This is a genomic window from Halomonas urmiana, assembly GCF_005780185.1.
GTDB lineage: Bacteria > Pseudomonadota > Gammaproteobacteria > Pseudomonadales > Halomonadaceae > Halomonas > Halomonas urmiana.
The window spans coordinates 1-22,061 of the sequence record NZ_VBUI01000027.1; the positions used below are offsets into that span (position 1 = coordinate 1).

At 65.8% G+C, this 22,061-nt stretch carries 19 protein-coding genes and 2 tRNA genes; 16 read left to right on the plus strand and 5 right to left on the minus strand.

Annotated features, from left to right (window positions below; translation table 11 throughout):
• Both FEI13_RS15555 and FEI13_RS15560 read left to right on the plus strand, forming a co-directional pair.
• A tRNA-Val gene (locus FEI13_RS15555) sits at positions 1–77 on the plus strand.
• Between the two features lie 23 nt (positions 78–100).
• Positions 101–177 (plus strand) — tRNA-Val (locus tag FEI13_RS15560).
• 40 nt (positions 178–217) lie between these two features.
• On the opposite strand, the gene FEI13_RS15565 is transcribed toward FEI13_RS15560, so the two are convergent.
• The 4 genes from FEI13_RS15565 to FEI13_RS15580 form a co-directional block, all read right to left on the minus strand.
• Positions 218–691 (minus strand): GAF domain-containing protein, encoded by a 474-nt coding sequence (locus tag FEI13_RS15565; RefSeq protein WP_138182437.1) that lies wholly within the window; start codon positions 689–691, stop codon positions 218–220.
• A 79-nt stretch (positions 692–770) separates the two neighbouring features.
• A complete protein-coding gene (locus FEI13_RS15570) occupies positions 771–1,565 on the minus strand; it encodes a MetQ/NlpA family ABC transporter substrate-binding protein (RefSeq protein WP_138182438.1) in 795 nt (264 codons plus the stop codon).
• Positions 1,566–1,658: 93 nt separating this feature from the next.
• Entirely contained in the window at positions 1,659–2,312 is a 654-nt protein-coding gene (locus tag FEI13_RS15575) for a methionine ABC transporter permease (protein ID WP_138182439.1), read from the minus strand.
• Positions 2,293–3,351, minus strand: coding sequence for a methionine ABC transporter ATP-binding protein (locus FEI13_RS15580; protein WP_138182440.1), 1,059 nt, complete (start codon positions 3,349–3,351; stop codon positions 2,293–2,295). The genes FEI13_RS15575 and FEI13_RS15580 overlap by 20 nt, the downstream gene beginning before the upstream one ends.
• A gap of 428 nt (positions 3,352–3,779) precedes the next feature.
• On the opposite strand from FEI13_RS15580, the gene FEI13_RS15585 reads away from it, so the two are divergent.
• From FEI13_RS15585 to FEI13_RS15655, 14 genes are all read left to right on the plus strand, one after another.
• Positions 3,780–4,409 carry a riboflavin synthase subunit alpha gene (locus FEI13_RS15585; RefSeq protein WP_138182441.1) on the plus strand — a complete coding sequence of 210 codons (630 nt, stop codon included), beginning with the start codon at positions 3,780–3,782 and terminating at the stop codon, positions 4,407–4,409.
• 165 nt (positions 4,410–4,574) lie between these two features.
• The gene (locus FEI13_RS15590; RefSeq protein WP_138182442.1) at positions 4,575–5,879 is read left to right on the plus strand and encodes an NCS2 family permease; all 1,305 of its coding nucleotides are present in this window, start codon (positions 4,575–4,577) and stop codon (positions 5,877–5,879) included.
• A 37-nt stretch (positions 5,880–5,916) separates the two neighbouring features.
• The gene (locus FEI13_RS15595; RefSeq protein ID WP_138182443.1) at positions 5,917–6,462 is read left to right on the plus strand and encodes an adenine phosphoribosyltransferase; all 546 of its coding nucleotides are present in this window, start codon (positions 5,917–5,919) and stop codon (positions 6,460–6,462) included.
• Positions 6,463–6,466: 4 nt separating this feature from the next.
• Positions 6,467–6,946 (plus strand): xanthine phosphoribosyltransferase, encoded by a 480-nt coding sequence (gene gpt / locus FEI13_RS15600; protein ID WP_138182444.1) that lies wholly within the window; start codon positions 6,467–6,469, stop codon positions 6,944–6,946.
• A gap of 3 nt (positions 6,947–6,949) precedes the next feature.
• Positions 6,950–7,654, plus strand: coding sequence for a uracil-DNA glycosylase (ung, locus tag FEI13_RS15605; RefSeq protein WP_138182445.1), 705 nt, complete (start codon positions 6,950–6,952; stop codon positions 7,652–7,654).
• A gap of 243 nt (positions 7,655–7,897) precedes the next feature.
• Positions 7,898–8,527, plus strand: coding sequence for a uracil phosphoribosyltransferase (gene upp / locus FEI13_RS15615; protein ID WP_138182447.1), 630 nt, complete (start codon positions 7,898–7,900; stop codon positions 8,525–8,527).
• 417 nt (positions 8,528–8,944) lie between these two features.
• Complete coding sequence (locus tag FEI13_RS15620; RefSeq protein WP_138182448.1) at positions 8,945–10,033, plus strand: ABC transporter ATP-binding protein; 1,089 nt, start codon at positions 8,945–8,947, stop codon at positions 10,031–10,033.
• Position 10,034: 1 nt separating this feature from the next.
• On the plus strand, positions 10,035–11,135 hold the full coding sequence (locus FEI13_RS15625) for an ABC transporter ATP-binding protein (RefSeq protein ID WP_138182449.1): 1,101 nt from the start codon (positions 10,035–10,037) through the stop codon (positions 11,133–11,135).
• Positions 11,128–12,009 carry a carbohydrate ABC transporter permease gene (locus FEI13_RS15630; RefSeq protein ID WP_193555747.1) on the plus strand — a complete coding sequence of 294 codons (882 nt, stop codon included), beginning with the start codon at positions 11,128–11,130 and terminating at the stop codon, positions 12,007–12,009. Before FEI13_RS15625 ends, FEI13_RS15630 begins: the two co-directional genes overlap by 8 nt.
• Before the next feature lies 1 nt (position 12,010).
• Positions 12,011–12,904, plus strand: a complete 894-nt coding sequence (locus tag FEI13_RS15635; protein ID WP_138182450.1) for a carbohydrate ABC transporter permease — start codon at positions 12,011–12,013, stop codon at positions 12,902–12,904.
• A gap of 12 nt (positions 12,905–12,916) precedes the next feature.
• Complete coding sequence (locus tag FEI13_RS15640; protein WP_138182451.1) at positions 12,917–13,189, plus strand: DUF2160 domain-containing protein; 273 nt, start codon at positions 12,917–12,919, stop codon at positions 13,187–13,189.
• A gap of 59 nt (positions 13,190–13,248) precedes the next feature.
• Positions 13,249–14,991: an ABC transporter substrate-binding protein gene (locus FEI13_RS15645; RefSeq protein WP_138182452.1), complete on the plus strand. Its 1,743-nt coding sequence runs from the start codon at positions 13,249–13,251 to the stop codon at positions 14,989–14,991.
• 159 nt (positions 14,992–15,150) lie between these two features.
• Positions 15,151–16,767, plus strand: coding sequence for a glycerol-3-phosphate dehydrogenase/oxidase (locus FEI13_RS15650; protein ID WP_138182453.1), 1,617 nt, complete (start codon positions 15,151–15,153; stop codon positions 16,765–16,767).
• 264 nt (positions 16,768–17,031) lie between these two features.
• Entirely contained in the window at positions 17,032–18,273 is a 1,242-nt protein-coding gene (locus tag FEI13_RS15655; RefSeq protein WP_138182454.1) for a uracil-xanthine permease family protein, read from the plus strand.
• A gap of 266 nt (positions 18,274–18,539) precedes the next feature.
• Here FEI13_RS15655 and FEI13_RS15660 read toward each other — a convergent pair whose 3' ends face one another.
• Complete coding sequence (locus FEI13_RS15660) at positions 18,540–22,049, minus strand: DEAD/DEAH box helicase (protein WP_138182455.1); 3,510 nt, start codon at positions 22,047–22,049, stop codon at positions 18,540–18,542.
• Between the last annotated feature and the right edge of the window lie 12 nt (positions 22,050–22,061).

Below are 22,061 nucleotides of genomic sequence, written 5' to 3' on the forward strand. Positions count from 1 at the left end.
AGGACCATAGCTCAGTTGGTTAGAGCGCCACGTTGACATCGTGGAGGTCGGCGGTTCAAATCCGCCTGGTCCTACCATCACGCACCCTGGCACGCCTTGCAGGACCATAGCTCAGTTGGTTAGAGCGCCACGTTGACATCGTGGAGGTCGGCGGTTCAAATCCGCCTGGTCCTACCAGATTCGAAAACGCCCCGCCGTCACTGACGGCGGGGCGTTTTCATGCCAGGTCGGTGCGCGCCACGAACACGGCGACCAGCGCCTCGATGCCCTGGCGGTCGGCGTCGCGGAAGCGAGCCGGCGTCGGGCTGTCGAGATCCAGCACGCCCCACAGCCGATCCTCCACCACGATCGGCACCACCAGCTCGGCGCGGGAGTCCGCATCGCAGGCGATGTGGTCGGCGACCGCGTGCACGTCGTCGACGCGCTGGGTCTCGCGGCTGCGCGCCGCGGCGCCGCATACGCCCTTGTCGAAGGGGATGGGATGGCAGGCCGGCTTGCCCTGGAAGGGGCCCAGGCAGAGCAGCTGCGCCTCGCGCTGCAGGTAGAAGCCGGCCCAGTTGAGCTCGGGGATCTCCTGCATCAGGAAGGCGCAGGTCTGGGCGCTGTTGGTCAGCCAGTCGCGGGTGTCGAGCAGCGCGCTCAGCTGGCGGGCGAGCAGGGGATAGTCGGGGTGGTCGTGATCCGGTGTCATGTCGGCTCCTTGAACAGGAAAGGCCGGCGCACCGGCCGGCCTTGTTGCTTCGTTACATCCGTTGTCTGGCGGGCGGCCCTCACTTCCAGCCGGGAACAGCCTGCGGCCCAAACAGCTCGCTCGCCTTGGCCTCGACTTCCTCGCTCTGATAGGCCTCGACCAGCTGCTGGATGTCCTCGCGCTCCTCGTCGCCGCCGCGGACCGCGATCAGGTTGACGTAGGGGGATTCGGCGCCTTCCTTGATCAGGGCGTCATCCAGGCTCAGGCCGGCCGGCTGGGCGAAGGTGTTGTTGATGAAGGCCATGTCCACGTCGGGCAGCACGCGGGGCAGCTGGGCGGCCTCGATCTCGCGGAACTCGAAGTCGTGCGGGTTCTCGGCGATGTCCAGCGGGGTGGCCTCCAGGAAGGTCGGATCCTGGAGCGTGAGTAGGCCTTCGTTGTGCATCAGGATCAGCGCCCGGCCCTCGTTGGAGGGGTCGTTGGGCAGGGCGATGGTGGCACCCTCCGGCAGTTCCTCGATGCTGTCGTACTTCGCGGAGTAGGCGCCGATCGGGTAGACGAAGGTGTAGCCGGCGATGGCGAAGTCGTAGCCGCGATCCTCGACCATGGAGCGCATGTAGGGCTCGTGCTGGTAGGCGTTGGCGTCGAGGCTGCCGTCGGCCAGGGCGGCATTGGGGGTCACGTAGTCGGTGAACTCGATGATCTCGACCTCGAGGCCATGCTCGCGCTCGGCGATCTCGGCGGCGACCTTCATGACGTCGGTCTCGGGACCGGCCACGGTGCCGACCTTGATGGCATGCTCATCGGCCAGGGCGGCGCCGGCGGAGAGGGTCAGGGCGGAGGCGGTCAGGGTGCCGATCAGGGTCTTGCGCATGTCGCGATGCTCCTTGTGGAAGACGAGTCGGGATCGATGGTAGCGGAATAAGCAGAAAAATTATAATGCATTCTGGTTATCAGGCCGAGTGATTCATTTGTGGTCGCTCTTGCGCACCAAGTAATCCCCCAGGCTCTGGAAGCCCTGCACCATCACCACCAGGATCACCACGGTGATCAGCATGATGGTCGGGTTGAAGCGGTTGTAGCCGTAGCGGATGCCCAGGTCGCCGAGCCCGCCGCCGCCCACGGCGCCGGCCATGGCCGAGTAGCTGACCAGGGTGACGGCGGTCACCGTGAGCGCCGTGAAGATGCCGCCGCGCGCCTCGGGCACCAGCACCTTGGTGATGATCTGCCACGGCGTGGCGCCCATGGACTGGGCGGCCTCGACCAGGCCCGGCGGGATCTCGTTGAGTGCGCCTTCGACCAGGCGCGCCACGAAGGGGATCGCCGCGATGGTCAGCGGCACGGCGGCGGCGTTGGTGCCGATCGACGAGCCCACCAGCATCCGCGTGAAGGGGATGATGGCGACCATCAGGATGATGAAGGGGATGGAGCGACCGACGTTGGTGATCGCGCCCAGCACCCGGTTGAGCACCGGCTCGGCCAGGATCTGCCGCGGCCGGGTGACGTAGAGCAGCACCCCCAGGGGGATGCCGACGAGGGCCGAGATCACGCCCGACACCGCCACCATATAGAGGGTGTCGAGAGTGGCCTCGAGAATCAGTTCAATCATCGCGCTGGACATGGCCGAGCACCTCCACCTGCAGGTCGTGGGATTCGAGATAGTCCAGGGCCTCGCGGGTCTTCTCCGCCGGCCCCATCAGTTCGGCGATCATCAGGCCCAGGGTGCGCTCCTGGATCGACTCCACCTTGGCCTGGAGGATGCTGATGTCGACGCCGCACTCCCGTGCCAGCCGCGAGATCAGCGGGGTCGAGACGGCATCGCCGGAGAAGGCCAGGCGCACCACCGGGTGGCTGGTGGGGCCGGGCGTCTCCTCGAGGCGCTCGATGAGCGCCTGGGGTGGCTCGAGCTCGAGGAAGTCGTTGAGGAAGTCGCGGCCGAGGCGGGTGCGGGGGGCGGTGAAGAAGTCGCCGACCTCGGCCTCCTCGACCAGCTCGCCGTCGGAGATCAGGCTGACCCGGTGGCAGATCGACTTGACCACCTCCATCTCGTGGGTGATCAGCAGGATGGTCAGGCCGAGCTTGCGATTGATGTCGCGCAGCAGCTCCAGGATCGAGCCGGTGGTATGGGGGTCCAGCGCCGAGGTGGCCTCGTCGCAGAGCAGCACCTTGGGGCGGCTGGCCAGCGCCCGGGCGATGGCCACGCGCTGCTTCTGGCCGCCGGAGAGCTGGGCCGGATACTGGCGCGCCTTGTCGGAGAGGCCGACCAGGTCGAGCAGTGGTATGACCCGCTCCTGGATCTCGGCGCGCTTCATGCCCATCAGCTCTAGCGGCAGGGCCACATTGGCGAAGACGGTGCGCGAGGTCAGCAGGTTGAAGTGCTGGAAGATCATGCCGATGCGGTGGCGGGCCTGGTTGAGCGCCGCCCCGGAGAGGGCGGTCAGCTCCTGGTCGTCCACGGTCACGGTGCCCGTCGTGGGGCGCTCGAGCAGGTTGACGCAGCGGATCAGCGTGGACTTGCCGGCACCGGAGAGGCCGATCACGCCGTGGATCTCGCCCTTGGGCACGTGCAGGTTGGCGTGTTTGAGCGCCGTCACCGCGCCGGGACCGCCGCTGCGTCCCTTGGGATAGTAGGTCTTGGAAACGTCGTGTAGTCGAATCATCGCAGCCGCCGGTGGGGCGCCGGCCGGGCGGGCGGGGCAGCGGTCAGGCATGAAAAAAAGGCCACCCTGACGGGTGGCCATCAACGCTGGACACACCCTTTTAGCTGCACTTCACGCCGCGGTTTGCCTCGAGAGGCGCTCCACGACGTCGGCGCCCGCAATCCGGGTACAAATCGGCGCCTTCAAAATGTAGCGGGGCATTTTATGTTTCAAACGCCCGATCGTCAAGCTGTCTAGGGCATGTGGCCAGCGGGATGGCATTGCCGTGGTGATATTTGCTGTTGCCGCGCCAGGCATTGGTGATCCTTGCGTATCGAGCCGCGTCGTGGTGGTCGTCGGGCGGTGCCGCGCATGGACGCGCACCGCCGGGTTTCCTAGACTGGTCGCTTTGGCGGCCCACCAGGGGTCGACGCGCACGAGGAGTATCCATGTTCACAGGCATCGTACAGGGCACCGCCGAGGTGGTGGCCATCCATGAGGCCGAGGCCTTCCGTACTCATGTGCTGGCGCTGCCGGCGCCGCTCAACGAGGGGCTCGAGCTCGGCGCCTCGGTGGCCCACAACGGCGTCTGCCTCACGGTGACCGCCATCGAGGGCGAGCGGGTCAGCTTCGACCTGATGCGCGAGACCCTGTGCGTGACCAATCTCGGTGCGCTGAAGGAGGGCGGTCGCGTCAATATCGAGCGTGCGGCTCGCTTCGGCGACGAGATCGGCGGCCATGCCATGTCCGGTCACGTCATGGGCATGGCCGAGCTGGTGGAGCTCGACGAGGCGCCCAACAATCGCCGGCTGTGGTTCGAGGTGCCCGCGGCATTGGGACGCTACCTGTTCGACAAGGGCTACATCGGCGTCGACGGCATCAGCCTGACCATCGGCGCGACGCGCCGCGCCACCGCCGACCACGGCCCGCGCTTCTGCGTCGACCTGATTCCCGAGACCCTGGCCAGGACCATCCTCGTCGATCGAGTGCCCGGCGATGTCGTCAACATCGAGATCGACCCCCAGACCCAGGCCATCGTCGAGACCGTGGAGCGGGTGCTCGAGGCGCGCGGAGCCTGACGCCGCGGGGCAGATCGGGCGGGGCGGGTCGCCCGGACGCCTCGCAACGTGCAGAGGCTTTGGGTACCATAGGCCGCTTTTCTCGCCACCCTCCGGTGTCCCGGGCCATGAGACGGCTCATGACATCCGGACGCCCAGACGTCATCGCGCGCAGGAAGGATCCCCATGTTGAAACGCCTCATCGACAACCATTTCAAGCTCGCCGAGCACCACACGAACGTGAAGACCGAGGTCATCGCCGGGATCACCACCTTCCTGACCATGGCCTACATCATCTTCGTCAACCCGAGCATCCTCTCCCAGACCGGGATGGATTACGGGGCGGTGTTCGTCGCCACCTGTGTGGCCGCGGCCGTGGGCTGTCTGATCATGGGGCTGTGGGCCAACTATCCCATCGCCCAGGCGCCGGGCATGGGCCTGAACGCCTTCTTCACCTACGGTGTGGTGCTGGGCATGGGCTACACCTGGGAGGCGGCGCTCGGCGCGGTCTTCTTCTCCGGCTTCATCTTCTTCCTGCTCAGCGTCTTCCGGATCCGCGAGTGGATCATCAACTCGATCCCGCTCTCCCTGCGCCTGGGGATCGCCGCGGGCATCGGCCTCTTCCTGGCGATGATCGCGCTGAAGAACGCCGGCATCGTGGTGGCCAACGAGGCGACCTACGTGTCGCTTGGCGATCTCACCGAGCCGTCGGCCCTCTATGCGCTGCTGGGCTTCTTCGCGATCACCGCGATGGCCTACCTGCGGGTCACCGGGGCGGTGATGATCGGCATCCTCGGGATCACCGCGCTGGCCATGGTGCTGGGTCACAACGAGTTCGGCGGGGTGGTGTCGATGCCGCCTTCCATCGCGCCGACCCTGATGGCTCTCGACCTCGCCGGGGCGTTTGACGTGGCGATGCTGAGCGTGATCTTCGCCTTCCTGTTCGTCGACCTGTTCGACACCTCCGGCACCCTGGTGGGCGTGGCCCACAAGGGCGGGCTGCTGGACGAGAACGGCAAGCTGCCGCGCCTCGGTCGCGCCATGATGGCCGATAGCGGCGCCTCCATGGCGGGCGCGGTGCTCGGCACCTCCACCACCACCAGCTACGTCGAGTCCACGGCGGGTATCGTCTCCGGCGGCCGCACCGGCCTCACTGCCGTGGTGGTGGCGGTGCTGTTTCTGATCAGCCTGTTCTTCGCGCCGCTGGCCGGCTCCATCCCGTCCTACGCTACCGCCGGGGCACTGCTCTATGTGGCGGTGCTGATGGCCGGTAGCCTGTCCCACGCCAACTGGGACGACCCCACCGAGGCCGCCCCGGTGCTGATCGCGGCCCTGGCGATGCCGCTGACCTTCTCCATCGCCGAGGGCATCGCCCTGGGCTTCATCAGCTTCGCCGCCATCAAGGCGCTCTCCGGGCGGTTCCAGGACCTCAACCCGGCGGTGATCGTGCTGGCGCTGCTGTTCGTCGCCAAGTTCCTGTTTCTCAGCTGATCTGGCTGACCGCATTCACCGACCGAGGCTGTATCCGATGAGCATCTACGGCGACTACATCAAGTCCGTGATCCGCACCGTCCCCGACTGGCCGCAGCCGGGGGTCAACTTCCGCGACATCACCCCGCTGCTGCAGAACAGCGCGGCCTTCCGCAAGCTGGTCGACAGCTTCGTGCATCGCTATCAGGAGATGGACATCGACGCCGTCGCCGCCATCGATGCACGCGGCTTCATCGTCGGCGCGCCGCTGGCCTACGAGCTCGGCTGCAGCTTCGTGCCGGTGCGCAAGAAGGGCAAGCTGCCGTTTCGCACCATCAGCGAGACCTATACCCTGGAGTACGGCGAGGCCGAGGTGGAGCTGCACTCCGACGCCTTCCGTGAGGGGGATCGCATCCTGGTGGTCGACGACCTGATCGCCACCGGCGGCACCATGCTGGCCGCCGCCAAGCTGATCACCCGCAGCGGCGGACAGGTGGTGGAGACCGCCACCATCGTCGACCTGCCGGATCTGGGCGGCGCGCAGCGTATCCGCGAGGCGGGTTACAGCGTGTTCGCGGTCTGCTCCTTCACCGAGGACGAATGACACCATGAGCGGCTCACGCTATCACCAGCGCCTGATCATCTCCTGGGACCAGCTGCATCGCGACGTGCGCGAGCTCTGCCAGCGGCTGGTCGAACGTGATATCAAGGGCATCGTCGCGATCACCCGCGGCGGGCTGATTCCCGCCGCGCTGATCGCCCGCGAGCTCGACGTGCGCCTCATCGATACCGTCTGCATCAAGAGCTACGAGCGCATGGAGCAGGGTGGCCTGGAGGTGCTGAAGGGCGTCGATCACGACGGCGAGGGGTGGCTGCTGGTCGACGATCTGGTCGATACGGGACGCACCGCCCGGGCGGTGCGCCAGATGCTGCCCAAGGCGCATTTCGTGACGGTCTACGCCAAGCCCGAGGGCAAGCCGCTGGTGGATCAGTACCTCACCGAGGTGGCCCAGGACTGCTGGATCCAGTTTCCCTGGGACATGGGCGTGGCCTATGTCGAGCCGCTGGTCGACCAGGAGAAGCGCTGAGCCATGACATGCCCCCTTCCCGACAGCTGGCAGCGGTGGCTGGGCGAGGAGTTCGACGCGCCCTACATGCAGGCGCTGCGTGATTTCCTGGCCGCCGAGAAGGCGGCCAGGAAGGTGATCTACCCGCATTCGGCCGACTGGTTTCGCGCCTTCGAGCTGACGCCGCTGGATGAGGTCAAGGTGGTGATCCTGGGTCAGGATCCCTATCACGGCCCGGATCAGGCGCACGGCCTGTGCTTCTCGGTGCGCCCCGGGGTGCGAGTGCCGCCGTCGCTTTCCAATGTCTACAAGGAGCTGGCGGCAGACGTCGGCACCCGCCCGGTGGCCCACGGCAACCTGGAGGCCTGGGCGCGTCAGGGCGTGCTGCTGCTCAACACCTCGCTGACGGTGGAGCAGGGCAGCGCCGGCTCGCACCGCGGCAAAGGGTGGGAGACCTTCACCGATCGCGCCATCGCCACGGTCAGCGAGCACGCCGCGCCGTCGGTGTTCCTGCTGTGGGGCGGCCATGCCCGCCAGAAGAAAGCGCTGATCGACTCCCGACGCCACCTGGTGCTGGAATCCCCGCACCCCTCGCCGCTCTCGGCGCATCGCGGCTTCTTCGGCAACCACCACTTCTCGCGCGCCAATGCCTTCCTCATCGAGCAGGGCCGCGAGCCCATCGACTGGCAGCTGCCAGAGACGCCAGTGTCCCCGCCTGCTCGGGGCTGATCCGGCAACAGGTCTACAAGGAGGCGCTGTAAACCCTTCCCTGGGCGCTACCGACGCCATCCCTGGCGTAGGACCTCCTCTTCGACCTGTTCCCGGCGCCCCTCGCCAGATTGTGCGGCACTCACTGTCGGGCCCCAGCCTTAACCTCGACGCCGGATGCGGTTAGAATGGCGCGCAATTTGTTGCCATCGTCCATCAGACGATGGTCGCCGTCTTCCTGCCGCCATCGAAGAGGTCATCCCCATGAGCGTCCACGCCATCCAGCATCCCCTGGTCCAGCACAAGCTTGGCCTGATGCGCGAAGCCGGCATCAGCACCAAGACCTTCCGCGAGCTGGCCGGTGAGCTGGCCAAGCTGCTCACCTACGAGGCGACCAGCGACCTCGAGCTCGAGAACCAGGAGATCGATGGCTGGAGCGGCGAGCCGATCCCGGTCCAGCTGCTCAAGGGCAAGAAGGTCAGCATCGTGCCGATCCTGCGCGCGGGCCTGGGCATGCTCGATGGCGTCACCGACCTGATTCCCAGCGCACGGATCAGCGTGGTCGGTCTCTACCGCGACGAGGAGACTCTCGAGCCGGTGCCCTACTTCGCCAAGTTCGCCAATGACATGGAAGAGCGCATGGCGATCGTCATCGACCCGATGCTGGCCACCGGCGGCACCATGGTGGCGACGCTGGACATGCTGCGAGAGCGTGGCTGCAAGCACATGAAGGTGATCGTGCTGGTGGCGGCCCCTGAGGGTATCAAACGCGTCCAGGAGAGCTATCCGGACATCGAACTCTATACCGCGTCGGTCGACGACCATCTCGACGAGAACGGCTACATCGTCCCGGGCCTGGGCGACGCCGGCGACAAGATCTTCGGTACCCGTTGAACGGCGCTACATCTCCACCCCGAACGGCTTTCTCTACCCCACCCCGAACGTCTTTCTCTACCCCGAACGTCTTCCTGATGCCAGCCTCCGCGACGAGCTCCCCTGTCGAGGAGGCTGGCGTCGTCGTCCCCCGCCTGTCCTGACTCTCTCGTGATGTGTTCGAATGTTCGTTTTCGATCATTAGCGACACGCTATTCCGATTCGGTATTCCCCGTTTCCCGCTCTATCCGTTAGACAAAAGTTTAATAAAAAAATAAAAGGTCTCAAAAACAGCATCATAGATGCCTATAGGGGCGAGTGTCATGCCGATTCTCAGTATTTTCGGTTGGCGACATTTGTGTTTGAAAGCGAATCTCGACTAGGTTGTGTTCAGCAGTCTCCGAACCCATCACATAACAACGAACCGTCGAGATCTGTATGTCCTTGATTCTAGAACACATCAATCATGTGGTCGGTGGCGCCACTCACATCGCGGGCGTGAACCTGGAGCTCCAGCCGGGCTCCTTCAACGTCCTGCTGGGACGGACCCTGGCCGGCAAGACCACCCTGATGCGGCTGATGGCGGGGCTCGACACCCCGACCCGCGGGCGCATCCTGATGGACGGCGAAGACGTCACCGGGCGCTCGGTGCGCAAGCGCAACGTCTCCATGGTCTACCAGCAGTTCATCAACTATCCGGCCCTCTCCGTCTACGACAACATCGCCTCGCCCCTCAAGCTGGCCAAGGTCGAGCGTGCCGAGATCGACCGGCGGGTGCGGGAGGTCGCCGAGATGCTGCACATCGAGCATCTCCTCGATCGCCTGCCCCTCGAGCTGTCCGGCGGTCAGCAGCAGCGTACCGCCATGGGGCGGGCGCTGGTCAAGGATGCCGACGTGGTGCTCTTCGACGAGCCGCTGGTCAACCTGGACTACAAGCTCCGGGAGGAGTTTCGCGACGAGCTGCGCAGCGTATTCAGCGAACGCAACTGCATCGCCGTCTACGCGACCACCGAGCCCGCCGAGGCGCTGGCGCTCGGCGGCAACACTGCCGTACTCCACGAGGGACGCCTGCTGCAGTATGGCCGCACCGAAGACGTCTACCATCGTCCGCACGACATCCTGACCGCGGAGATGTTCTCCGAACCACCGATCAATATCGTGCACGGCATCATCTCCGGAGCCGAGGTGACCTTCGACAAGACGTTGCATTTCCCCATCAACGACGATCTGCGCAGCCTGACACCGGGTGAGTACCGCTTCGGCGTACGCGCCTCGCACATCTCGCTCACGCCCCGGGAGAAGGATGACATCGAGGTGAAGATGACCGTCGACCTGGCGGAGATCAGTGGCTCAGAGACCTTCCTTCACGTGCACAACGAGCTCTTCCACTTGACGGTACACCTCGAGGGTGTCCACGAGTTCGACGTCGATGCCCCCGTGACGCTCTATTTCCCGACCCACAAGGTCTATGCCTTCGACCGCCAGGGCGCGGTGGTGCATATACCGACTCACCTGGGGGGCATCTGACATGGCAGAGATTACCCTGCAATCCCTCGCCCATACTTACCTGTCCGATCCCCAGTCGCCCCAAGACTATGCCATTCGCGAGATGGATCACGTCTGGCACCAGGGCGGGGCCTATGCGCTGCTCGGGCCCTCGGGCTGTGGCAAGTCGACCCTGCTCAATATCATCTCCGGCCTGCTGGAGCCCTCCAGCGGCGAGGTGCTCTTCGACGGGGAGGTGGTCAATGCGCTGCCCCCCGAGGCGCGCAACATCGCCCAGGTTTTCCAGTTCCCCGTCATCTACGACACCATGACGGTCTACGACAACCTGGCCTTTCCGCTGCGCAACGTGAAGACCCCCGAGGCCCGGGTCCATGAGCGGGTCATGGAGGTCGCCGACGTGCTGGAGCTGACCGCCCAGCTCAAGCGCAAGGCCAAGAACCTCACGGCCGACGAGAAGCAGAAGGTCTCCATGGGGCGCGGGCTGGTGCGTGATGATGTCTCGGCGATCCTCTTCGACGAACCGCTCACCGTCATCGATCCGCAGCTCAAGTGGAAACTGCGCCGCAAGCTCAAGGAGATCCACCAGCGCTTCGAGATCACCATGGTCTACGTGACTCACGACCAGCTCGAGGCCTCCACCTTCGCCGACAAGATCGCCGTGATGTACGAGGGGCAGGTGGTGCAGTTCGGCACCCCCCGTGAACTCTTCGAGGCGCCGAACCATACCTTCGTCGGCTATTTCATCGGCAGTCCCGGCATGAACTTCTTCGATGTCGCGCTGCATGACGGTCGGGTAATGGCCGGCAATACCGCATTGAGCGTAGGGGAGGGCGTGCGTCGGGCCATCGATGGGGCCCGCTCGCACAACGTCAAGCTGGGCATCCGGCCCGAGTTCATCGAGGTGCATGAGAGCCCGGTAGCGGGTGGCATGGAGGCCGAGGTCGAGCATGCCCAGGATCTCGGTACCTACTCGATCCTCTATCTGAGGCTCGGCGACACGCCTCTCAAGGCGCGTATCGAGGAAGATCAGCCGACCCCCGAGGGGCGTGCCTACCTGCGTTTCCCCGACGCTCGCCTCGGCCTTTATGTCGACGAATACCGCGTGGAGATCGATCATGACTAAAGTCCAGAACAATCGCGCCTGGTGGCTGATCCTGCCCATGCTGCTGCTGGTGGCCTTCTCGGCCATCATCCCGCTGATGACCGTGGTCAATTACTCGGTCCAGGACGTCTTCGACGCCAATACCCGCTTCTTCACCGGCACCGAGTGGTTCCGGGAGATGCTCAACGATCCGGCCCTGCAGGCGGCCGTGCTGCGCCAGTTCGCCTTCTCGCTGACGGTGCTGGCCATCGAGGTGCCGCTGGGGATCGGCATCGCCCTGATCATGCCCAAGAAGGGCTGGCAGGCCTCGGCCATGCTGATACTGGTGACCATGCCGCTGCTGATTCCCTGGAACGTGGTGGGCAGCATCTGGCAGATCTTCACCCGGGGCGATATCGGCCTGATGGGCTGGAGCCTGCGCGAGCTGGGCTACGGCTACAACATCACGGCGAGCCCCGTGGATGCCTGGGCGACCATCATCCTGATGGACGTGTGGCACTGGACCCCGCTGATCGCCTTGCTCTGCTACAGCGGTCTGCGCTCGATCCCCGATGCCTACTATCAGGCGGCACGCATCGACCGCGCCTCCAAGTGGGCCGTGTTCCGCTACATCCAGCTGCCCAAGCTCACCAACGTGCTGGTGATCGGCGTACTGCTGCGCTTCATGCACTCCTTCATGATCTACGCCGAGCCCTTCGTGCTCACCGGGGGAGGGCCTGGCAGTTCGACCACCTTCCTCAGTCAGTCGTTGACCACCATGGCCATCGGCCAGCAGGACCTGGGACCGTCTGCGGCGTTCTCGTTGATCTACTTCCTGATCATCCTGCTCGTCAGCTGGGTGTTCTACACCGCCATCATGAACATGCAAAAAGACAAAAAGGATGGGGAGGCCTGAGATGACCGATTCATTGCCCACCACGCCCGAGGCCGTGCGCCAGCGTGCCGCAGCCGTCGACAACCGTCGTCGCCGCCAGGCGCGCCCGGCCTCTCGCCAGTGGCGCCGCCGCGGCCTGATGACGGCCTACATCGTCTTCGTGCTGCTGCCGATCTACTGGCTGCTCAACATGTCCTTCCAGTCCAATACCGAGATTCTCGGCGGGCTGACCCTGTTGCCCGAGGACTTCACCCTCGAGCACTATGCCAAGATCTTCACCGACTCGAGCTGGTACATGGGTTATGTGAACTCCATCACCTATGTGGCCATGAACATGGTGATCACCATCGTGGTGGCTCTGCCGGCGGCCTATGCCTTCAGCCGCTACAAGTTCATCGGCGACAAGCACCTGTTCTTCTGGCTGCTGACCAACCTGATGGCGCCGCCGGCGGTCTTCCTGCTGCCGTACTTCCAGCTCTACTACACGGTGGGGCTCTTCGACACCCACATCGCCGTGGCCCTGGCCCACTGCCTGTTCAATATCCCGCTGGCGATATGGATCCTCGAGGGCTTCATGAGCGGCGTCCCCAAGGAGATCGACGAAACGGCCTTCATCGACGGCTACAGCTTCCCGAAGTTCTTCGTCAAGATCTTCATTCCGATGATCAGCTCGGGGATCGGCGTCACCCTGTTCTTCCTGTTCATGTTCTCCTGGGTGGAACTGCTGCTGGCGAGCACCCTGACCTCCACCAATGCCCAGCCCATCGCCTCGGTCATGACCCAGACCAAGGGCGCCTCGGGAATCGATTGGGGCACGTTGGCTGCCGCCGGCACCCTGACCATACTGCCGGGTATCGTCGTCGTCTATTTCGTTCGCAACCACATCGCCAAGGGCTTCGCCCTGGGCCGGACCTGAGGAGGGCTCGACATGGAATGGATGGTCTGGACCACGCCCACCACGATCTTCTTCTCCGCCATCGCGGCCATGCTGGCCGGAATGACGGCATGGGAAGTTGCTTCACCCTCGATCGAGCGCAAGGGCTTCTTGCCGATCGCCACCACGCGGGGAGATCGGCTATTCATCGGCCTGCTCTCCGCCGCCTACATCCATCTACTGGTGGTGGGATTCACGCCGCTGAGTATCTGGATCGCCTTTGGTGCCGCCATCCTCTGGATGCTGGTGCTGATGCGCTGGGGCTGATAGCACGCATGGAGCTGAACGTTCACGGATGAACGATCACAACAAACGAAGAGGTCAATATGAAAGCGACAACAATGCGACGCTCTCTGCTGGCGGCCAGTGTCATGCTGGCAAGCGCGGCCCTGCACGCCGACACTCACGATGCCCGGGCCATCGCCGAACGCCTGGTCGACGAACACTTCCAGGACTCGACGCTCAGCCGTGAGCAACAGATCGAGGAACTGCTGTGGTTCGCTCAGGCGGCCGAGCCCTTCCGCGGCATGGAGATCAATACCGTGGCGGAGGGCCTGACCACGCACATCTACGAGCGTGATGTGCTGGCCGAGGCCTTCAGCGAGCTCACCGGCATCGAGGTGACGCACAACATCATCGGCGAAGGGGACGTGGTCAACAACATGCAGACCCAGATGCAGTCGGGTCGCAATATCTACGATGCCTACGTCAACGACTCCGACGCCATCGGCACCCATATTCGCTACGGCACCACCGTGAACCTCACCCAGGCCATGGAGAACGAGTGGGCCGACTATACGTTGCCGACGCTGGATCTCGAGGACTTCATCGGCCTCCAGTATGGCACCGGCCCCGACGGCAGCCTCTTCCAGCTTCCCGATCAGCAGTTCGCCAACCTCTACTGGTTCCGCTACGACTGGTTCCAACGTGAGGACCTGCAGAACCAGTTCCGCGAGCTGTATGGCTATGACCTGGGCGTGCCGACCAACTGGACCGCCTACGAGGACATCGCCGAGTTCTTCACCGAGCACGTCGGCGAGATCGACGGCACCCAGGTGTATGGCCACATGGACTACGGGCGCCGCGATCCCTCGCTGGGCTGGCGCTTCCATGACTCCTGGCTCTCCATGGCGGGCATGGGCAGCCCCGGCGTGCCCTTCGGCAACCCGGTGGATGACTGGGGGATCCGCGTCAACGAGCAGAGCGAGCCGGTGGGCGCGAGCGTCAGCCGCGGCGGGGCCACCAATTCGCCGGCCGCGGTGTTCGCCGTCACCAAGATGGTCGACTGGCTCGAGAAGTATGCCCCCCCCGAGGCCAGCGGCATGACCTTCGGCGAGGCGGGCCCGGTCCCGGCCCAGGGCCAGATCGCCCAGCAGATGTTCTGGTACACGGCCTTCACCGCCGACATGACCGACCCGGGCCTGCCGGTGACCGAAGAGGACGGCACGCCCAAGTGGCGCATGGCGCCGTCGCCCGCCGGGCCCTACTGGGAGGAGGGCATGAAGGTCGGTTATCAGGACGTGGGTTCCTGGACCTTCTTTGACTCCACTCCCGAGGATCGCCGCACCGCGGCCTGGCTGTTCGCCCAGTTCACCGTCTCCAAGACGGTATCGCTCGAAAAGCTGATGGCGGGCCTCACGCCGATCCGCGAGTCGGACGTGTTCTCCGAGCAGATGACCGAGATGGCACCCACCCTCGGTGGCCTGGTCGAGTTCTATCGCAGCCCCAACGAGTCGAACTGGACGCCGTCCTCGACCAACGTGCCGGACTATCCGCGCATGGCGCCGCTGTGGTGGCAGAACCTGGCGCCGGCGGTCAGTGGCGACATCTCGCCCAAGGAGGGCCTGGACAACCTGGCCGCGGATCTCGACAGCATCATGGCACGCCTGGCGCGGGCCAAGGTCTTCGCCACCTACGCGCCCAACCTGAACGAGGAGCGCGACCCCGAGTACTGGCTCTCCCAGCCCGGTTCGCCCAAGGCCAAGCTGGACGACGAGATGCCCCAGGGCACCACCGTGCCCTACGACCAGATGATGGAGGAGTGGATGGCCGCCGGCTCGCGCGAATGATCGGCGGGCGGGTCGCCTGACCCGCCCACCCTTGCCCCGGGTGTTCCCGGGGCAGTTCCAGATCGTGTGACCGGTTGCCTGAACGGGAGGGCCCCGCTCGGTGCATGCCGAGCGGGGCCTTTCGCTTTTATACGAGGTGCTTCGAAAAAAGGGCCAGACATGCAACTCAGAGAGAACAATATCCGCAAGCTGCCCGAGCGGGTCTTCGATGCGCTGGTCATCGGCGGGGGCATCAACGGCGCGGCGGCCGCCGCCGCGCTCAGCGGCAAGGGCGCCCGGGTGGCGCTGATCGACCGCGGTGACTTCGCCGGCAGCACCAGCATGCACTCGTCCAACCTGGTGTGGGGCGGCATCAAGTACATGGAGAGTGGCGACTTCGCGCTGGTGCGCAAGCTCTGCAAGAGCCGCAACCACCTGATCGAGAGCTACCCCTCCACCGTGCAGGAGATCCGCTTCTTGACCACCATCAACCGGGGCTTTCGCCACCATCCCCTCTACCCCTGGGCCGGCACCTGGCTCTACTGGCTGATGGGCAGCGCCTTCACCCGGCGGCCGAACTACCTGCGCCCCGCCAGCATCAAGGCGCGGGAGCCGATCATCGACACCGAACGGGCGCAGGGCGGCTTCGAGTATTCCGATGCCTACCTGCACGACAACGATGCCCGCTTCGTCTTCAACTTCGTGCGCGGGGCGCTGGATTTCGGCACCGTGGCGGCCAACTACGTCGAGTCGATGGGCGCGCGACGCGAGGGCGATCTGTGGGTCACCACCGTCCGCGACTGTATCAGCGATCAGACCTTCGAGATTCGCTCCCGGGTATTGATCAATGCCGCCGGGCCCTGGGTCGATCAGCACAACAGCCTCTCGGGCCAGCGGACCGACCATCGGCATGTCTTCTCCAAGGGCATCCATCTGATCGTGCCGCGGCTGACCGACAGCCAGCGGGTGCTGGCCTTCTTCGCCGACGACGGCCGGCTGTTCTTCGTGATTCCCATGGGGCCGCGCACCTGCATCGGCACCACCGACACCCGGGTCGAGAAACCCGAGGTCGGGGCCACCGAGGAGGACATTCGCTTCGTGCTCGACAATATCAACACCCGCCTCGCCCTCGACAAGCCGCTGTGCAAGGCGGACATCATCGCCACCCGCTGCGGCGTGCGTCCGCTGGCGGTGAAGCCCAGCGGCGGCGACGACCGGGACTTCCTCCACCTGTCGCGCAAGCACGCCATCGATGTCGACCCCGAGATGCGCCACCTCAGCATCTTCGGCGGCAAGCTCACCGACTGCTTGAACGTCGGCGAGGAGGTCGTCGAGGAGGTGGCGCGCCTGGGCGTCGCGATCCCCTATCCGACCTTCCGCTGGTACGGCGAGCCGGAGGCCTCGGTGCGCGAGGCCTTCATGCACCAGGCGCGGCTGATGGACCTGGACGCCATGACCGGGGAGGGCGCCTCGGAGCCGCTGAGCAGGCGCCTGTGGCGGCGTTACGGCGCCCAGGCACTGGAGATGCTCGAGGACATTCGCCAGGACCCGCGACAGGGCGAGGTGCTCATCGAGGGCACCGAATACCTGCGCTGCGAACTCAAGCAGGCCAGGCGCCGCGAGATGGTGACCAAGCTCGAGGATTTCCTGCGGCGTCGAGCCAAGGTCTCGCTGGTGGTGCCCGAGGAGAGCATCCGCCACTCGCCGGGGCTGCGCGAGGCCTGCGACATCCTCTTCGACGACCTGGCCGAGGCGCGGCTGGCGGAGTATCTGGAGACGGCGACACCCGAGTTTTGACAGGGCTATCGCAGTGGTTGCTATCGCTCAGGGCTGACCTGTCGGCAAGCCCCGGGGTGCCGGACCATCGAGGAGGCGCTGTGAATACTTCCCTGTACGCTACCGACGCCATCCATGGCGTAGGACCTCCTCTTCGGCTTGCCCCCAGCGCCCTTTCGCTTTTCGCTACTGCGATAGCCCAGGGGACGAGAAGCTATTGGGGCAGCCAGGCTGGTAGAATGCCGCGCGATTCCTTCCCCTCGACCTTTCCGGAGCCCATGGACCATGACCGACAACACGGCGGCGGCCGCCATGCCGACCGAAAGCCCGCTTCGCACCCTGCTGACCGGGGCGCAGATGCTCTTCGTCGCCTTCGGCGCCCTGGTGCTGGTGCCGCTGCTCACCGGCCTCGATCCCAACGTGGCACTGTTCACCGCCGGCATCGGCACCCTGATCTTCCACGGCGTCACCCGCGTCAGCGTGCCGGTATTCCTGGCCTCGTCGTTCGCCTTCATCGCGCCCATCCAGGGTTCGGTGGCCAACTACGGCATTCCCGCCACCCTCGGCGGGCTGATGGTCGCGGGCCTGGTCTACGTGGTGATCTCCCAGTTCGTGCGCCTCAAGGGCACCGCCTGGCTGCATCGCCTCTTGCCGCCGGTGGTGGTGGGGCCGGTGATCATGGTGATCGGCCTGGCGCTGGCGCCGGTGGCGGTGGACATGGCCACCGGCGAGACCAGCGAGGCCATCGGCTATGGCACCGCCATCTTCCTCTCCATGGCGAGCCTGCTGGTCACCCTGGTGCTGGCGGTGTTCGGGCGCGGCCTGATCCGCCTGATCCCGATCATGGGCGGCATCCTCACCGGCTACGCGCTGGCGACGCTGATGGGCGTGGTGGACTTCTCCCCGGTGCGTGACGCGGCCTGGCTGGCGCTGCCGTCCTTCACCGCGCCGAGCTTTCACTGGGCGGCGATCCTGTTCATGATCCCGGTGGCCATCGCCCCGGCGGTGGAGCATATCGGCGACATGGTCGCCATCGGCTCGGTGACCCGCCAGAACTACCTGGAGAAGCCCGGCCTGCATCGCACCCTGCTGGGCGATGGCCTGGCCACCACCGCCGCGGCGATCTTCGGCGGGCCGCCCAACACCACCTACTCCGAGGTCACCGGCGCGGTGACCCTGACCCGCGCCTTCAATCCCTGGATCATGGTGACCACCGCCTGCATCGCCATCGTGCTGGCCTTCGTCGCCAAGCTCGGCGCGCTGCTGCAGACCATTCCGGGGCCGGTGATGGGCGGCATCATGACGCTGTTGTTCGGCTCCATCGCCGTGGTCGGCATGAATACCCTGGTGCGGGCCGGCAAGCCGCTCACCGCGCCGCGCAACCTGGTGGTGGTCTCCCTGGTGCTGGTCTTCGGCATCGGCGGCATGCAGTTCGGCAACGGCCAGTTCACCCTGCAGGGCGTCAGCCTCGCCGCGCTGGTCGGCATCGTGCTGAACTGGGTGCTGCCCAGGGCCGAGGAGGAGTGATCGCTCCTGAATAGGCACTGGCGGCCGTTGTGTGAGCGGGCAGTTCGACGCCTCGACTTGCACCGCGAAAGGCGGAGTACAACGCCTCTATTGTGGGAGCGACGCTTGCGTCGCGATCCGCCGCGAAGCGGCGGTGGGGTTGGTCTGGATCCTTGTAGGAGCGGAGGCCTCCCATCGCGGTGCAAGCACCGCTCCCACAAGGCCCCTATGCATCTTGTAGGAGCGACGGCTCCCACGGGCCCACCTGAAATGGTGAAAACACGATGTTATGCCACCGGCGCGAACAGCAACGCCAGGTCCTCCTCGTCGAACAGTGGCCCGTCATCCTGACGCTCTGCACCGCCCTCCAGAATTGACGCCGCCAGGTCCGCCTTGCGCGCCTGCAGGTCGAGGATGCGTTCCTCCACGGTGCCGGCACACACCAGCTTGTAGACGAACACCGGATTCTGCTGCCCCATGCGGTGGGCACGACCGGTGGCCTGGGCCTCCACCGCCGGATTCCACCAGGGATCGTAGTGGATCACGGTATCCGCAGCCGTCAGGTTGAGGCCTGTTCCGCCGGCCTTCAGGCTGATCAAGAACACCGGAATCTCGCCCTGCTGGAACAGCGCCACCCGCTGGGTGCGGGTCTTGCCCGGGGTATCACCGGTCAGCGTGGTATAGGGAACGCCGTCCTTCTCCAGGGTCTGGCCGATATGCCCGAGCATCTCGGTAAACTGCGAGAAGATCAGGATGCGCCGCCCCTCCTCGAGCAAGGGCGGCAATAGCTCGCGCAATTGATCCAACTTGGCCGAACGCGTGACCTGGCGGGCGCTGTCCAGCTTGACCAGCCGTGGGTCACAGCACACCTGACGCAGCTTGAGCAGCGCGTCCAGCATCACGATGCCCGAGCCGGCCAGGCCGCGCTCGGCCACCGCCTGCTGCACCCGCTCGTGCTGGGCCAGGCGCAGGCTTTCGTAGAGCTCGCGCTGGACGCCGGTCAAGGTAATCTCACGGCGAGACTCGGTCTTCTCCGGCAGCTCGGCCAGCACCTGCTGTTTGGTGCGCCGAAGCATCAGCGGCGCGATCCGCCGCGTGAGACGCGTGCGAAGGGCGACATCCCCCTCCTTCTCGATGGGCGTGCGGAAACGCTGGCCAAACCACTGCTGGCTGCCCAATGCCCCCGGGGCCACGGCATCCAGCTGGGCCCACAGCTCGCCCAGATGGTTCTCCAGCGGCGTGCCGGTCATGGCCACGGCCCGCCTGGCGTTGAGCTCGCGCACCGCCCGGGCGGTCTGGCTGGCGGCATTCTTGATCGCCTGGGCCTCGTCGAGCACCAGCAGGCCGAAGTCGTGCTCGCGCAGGTGCGCCAGATCCCGGATCAACAGGGCATAGGTCGTCACGACCAGGTCGGCCGCGGGGAGCGCCTCCTCGAACTGGCGTTGCCGTTGTGCCCGACCGCCCTGCAACGCCACCACCTCGAGCTCAGGGGCGAAGCGTGCCGCCTCGGTGCACCAGTTGCCGACCAGGCTGGTGGGGGCGACGATCAGCGTCGGCCTCTCGAGCGTGCCTCGGGCGCGCTCATCGAGGACGTGGGCCAGCACCTGCACCGTCTTGCCGAGCCCCATGTCGTCGGCGAGGATGCCGCCGGTGCCGAGCTCGGAGAGGAAGCGCAGCCAGGCCAGTCCGCGGGCCTGGTAGTCGCGAAGCTCCCCGGCGAAGCCGGGGGGTTCGGGCAGGCTGTCGGGCAACGCACGCAGGCGTTGGGCCAGGGCGGTCACATCCTCGCGCCCCGCCCAGCGTTCGTTCTCGGCCAGCGGCGCCACGTTCTCGGCCGCCGTCAGCGGGAGTTTGAGCGCCGCCTCGGGATCGCTTTCATCCCCCAGCCAATCGAGGATCGGCGCCATCAGCGCGCGCAGCCTGGCAAGCGGCAGCACCAGTCGCCGGTTTTCCGGCAGGCTCAGCGTCCAGGTGGCGTCTTCCGCTTCCCCCTCGGCCGGCTCGAGCGGGAAATCCGCACGCTTGAGCAGTTGACGCAGGATCGGCAGGAGATTGAGCCGCTCCCCCTCGACGTCGATATCCAGCGCCAGATCGAACCAGCCGTTGCCGGCCGGCTCGAGCTCACCGTGCCAAGTCTCCGGTTCGAGGAGGATCGGCTCCTCGGGGAATTCATCGCTGAACTCGACCAGGCAGCCGACCTGACGCAGCTGGGCGATCATCTCCCACCAGCCATCGGGACCCGCCAGGTGGGTCGGCCACTCCGTGGCGCGGGTCGGCGGCGTTCCATCGAGGGGCAGCAGCAACGTCCAGGTCGGCACCTCCAGATAGTCGGGCAGCGCCTCGATCTCGGCCAGTCGCTCGAGCGTCACCATGCCCGGCGGCAGGGAACGCACCAGCGCCAGCTCCGCCTCGGGGTCACGCGCAATCGTCAGCCGCTGGCCGTCACGGTAGCCCTTGGCCACCTGGCCTTCTTCGGGCGGCACCTCGATGCCGTCATAGTCGAAGCTGACCACGCCGGCACCGGCCTGTATCCAGCGCGGTAGCGGCGCACCGTGGCGGAACCCGATCTGCCCCTCGGCCACCGTCATGGTCACCTTGAGTCGCGGCACCACGTCTTCCAGCGTTTGCTCTTCTACCCGGCTGGGCGCCGGCAACTGGCCGGCCAGCGTCGAGGACCGACGAAACCGTTCCCCCAGCCAGTCACTGATCTCCGGCGGCAGCGGTGGTGCCCGGCGCAGCCTGGTCAACAGCTCGGGGGAGCCGTCCATGCGACCGAACTGGCCACTCTCGGGATCCAGATAGCAGAGCTGGCGTCCGGCCCGGGCGATGACCGCGTCGGGTGAGAGAATGCCCGGCGGGTCCGTTGACGGCTGCAGTCGCTGAATCCCCTGATCATCCGCCTGCCAGCTGGGCACCAGGCGACATGCGGGACCCTGGGTCAACTGGATCCCGGTCTGCTTGCGGTAAAACAGCAGCGGTGGCTCATCGCTCTCCAGTAGCGCCCACAGGGCCCGGGCCTGAAAGGGGTGCGACACCAGCGCCCACATGCGCTGAGTGCTCGACCAGGTCATTTCGACCTCGCCGTGCATCAGCTGATCGATCGCCTCCTCCTGTTCGGCCACCCAGCCTTCCTCGGGGGCCGGCAGTAGCTCCCCCGAGGGACTTAGCTCGATCCCGCGTGGCGAGACCCAGCCATTACCGCGGGTCCGCTGCTTGGACGGCCGCAGCCATACGGGAAGCACCGCCAGCACGGACTCGTTGCCGAGACGACCGCCGCTATCCAGGAAGAGTCCCAGCCGATACTCGGCGCCGACGCGCTGGCCATCGAGCACCGGCTCGGCCGGCCTCTCCAGCTGCCCGATCCAGTGGTCCCAATGCTGCTTGAGCCGCTCCTCCTCGCCCTCGCCTGGCGTCGAATCGGGGTGGGGTGGCTGACGCTCCGCGAAGGCCTCGGGGCCCTGGTCCATCTGGTCGAGGAACGTCTGGATCAGCGCGACCGCATGCTTGCAGCCCATGCCCACCGGGCAGCTGCAATCGGTGAACAGCTCCTCACCGGGGCCGAGGACACCGATCTCGACCTCGGTCAGGTAGGGCCGCTTTTGGCTGCCCTCCACCTCGCCCGTCAGCATCATCCACTCCTCTTCACGCTGCAGGCTCAACGCCCCCCGCACGCGCCGCTGCTGGGCATAACGCTTGCCGCGTTGCAAGGCACCGGGATCGAAGAAGCTCTGCCAATCGTTCTGGTGAAGGGCGATGAACAACGCCAGGGAATCGTTTTCAGGAAGAGGATCAGACACGGGCACGCCTCA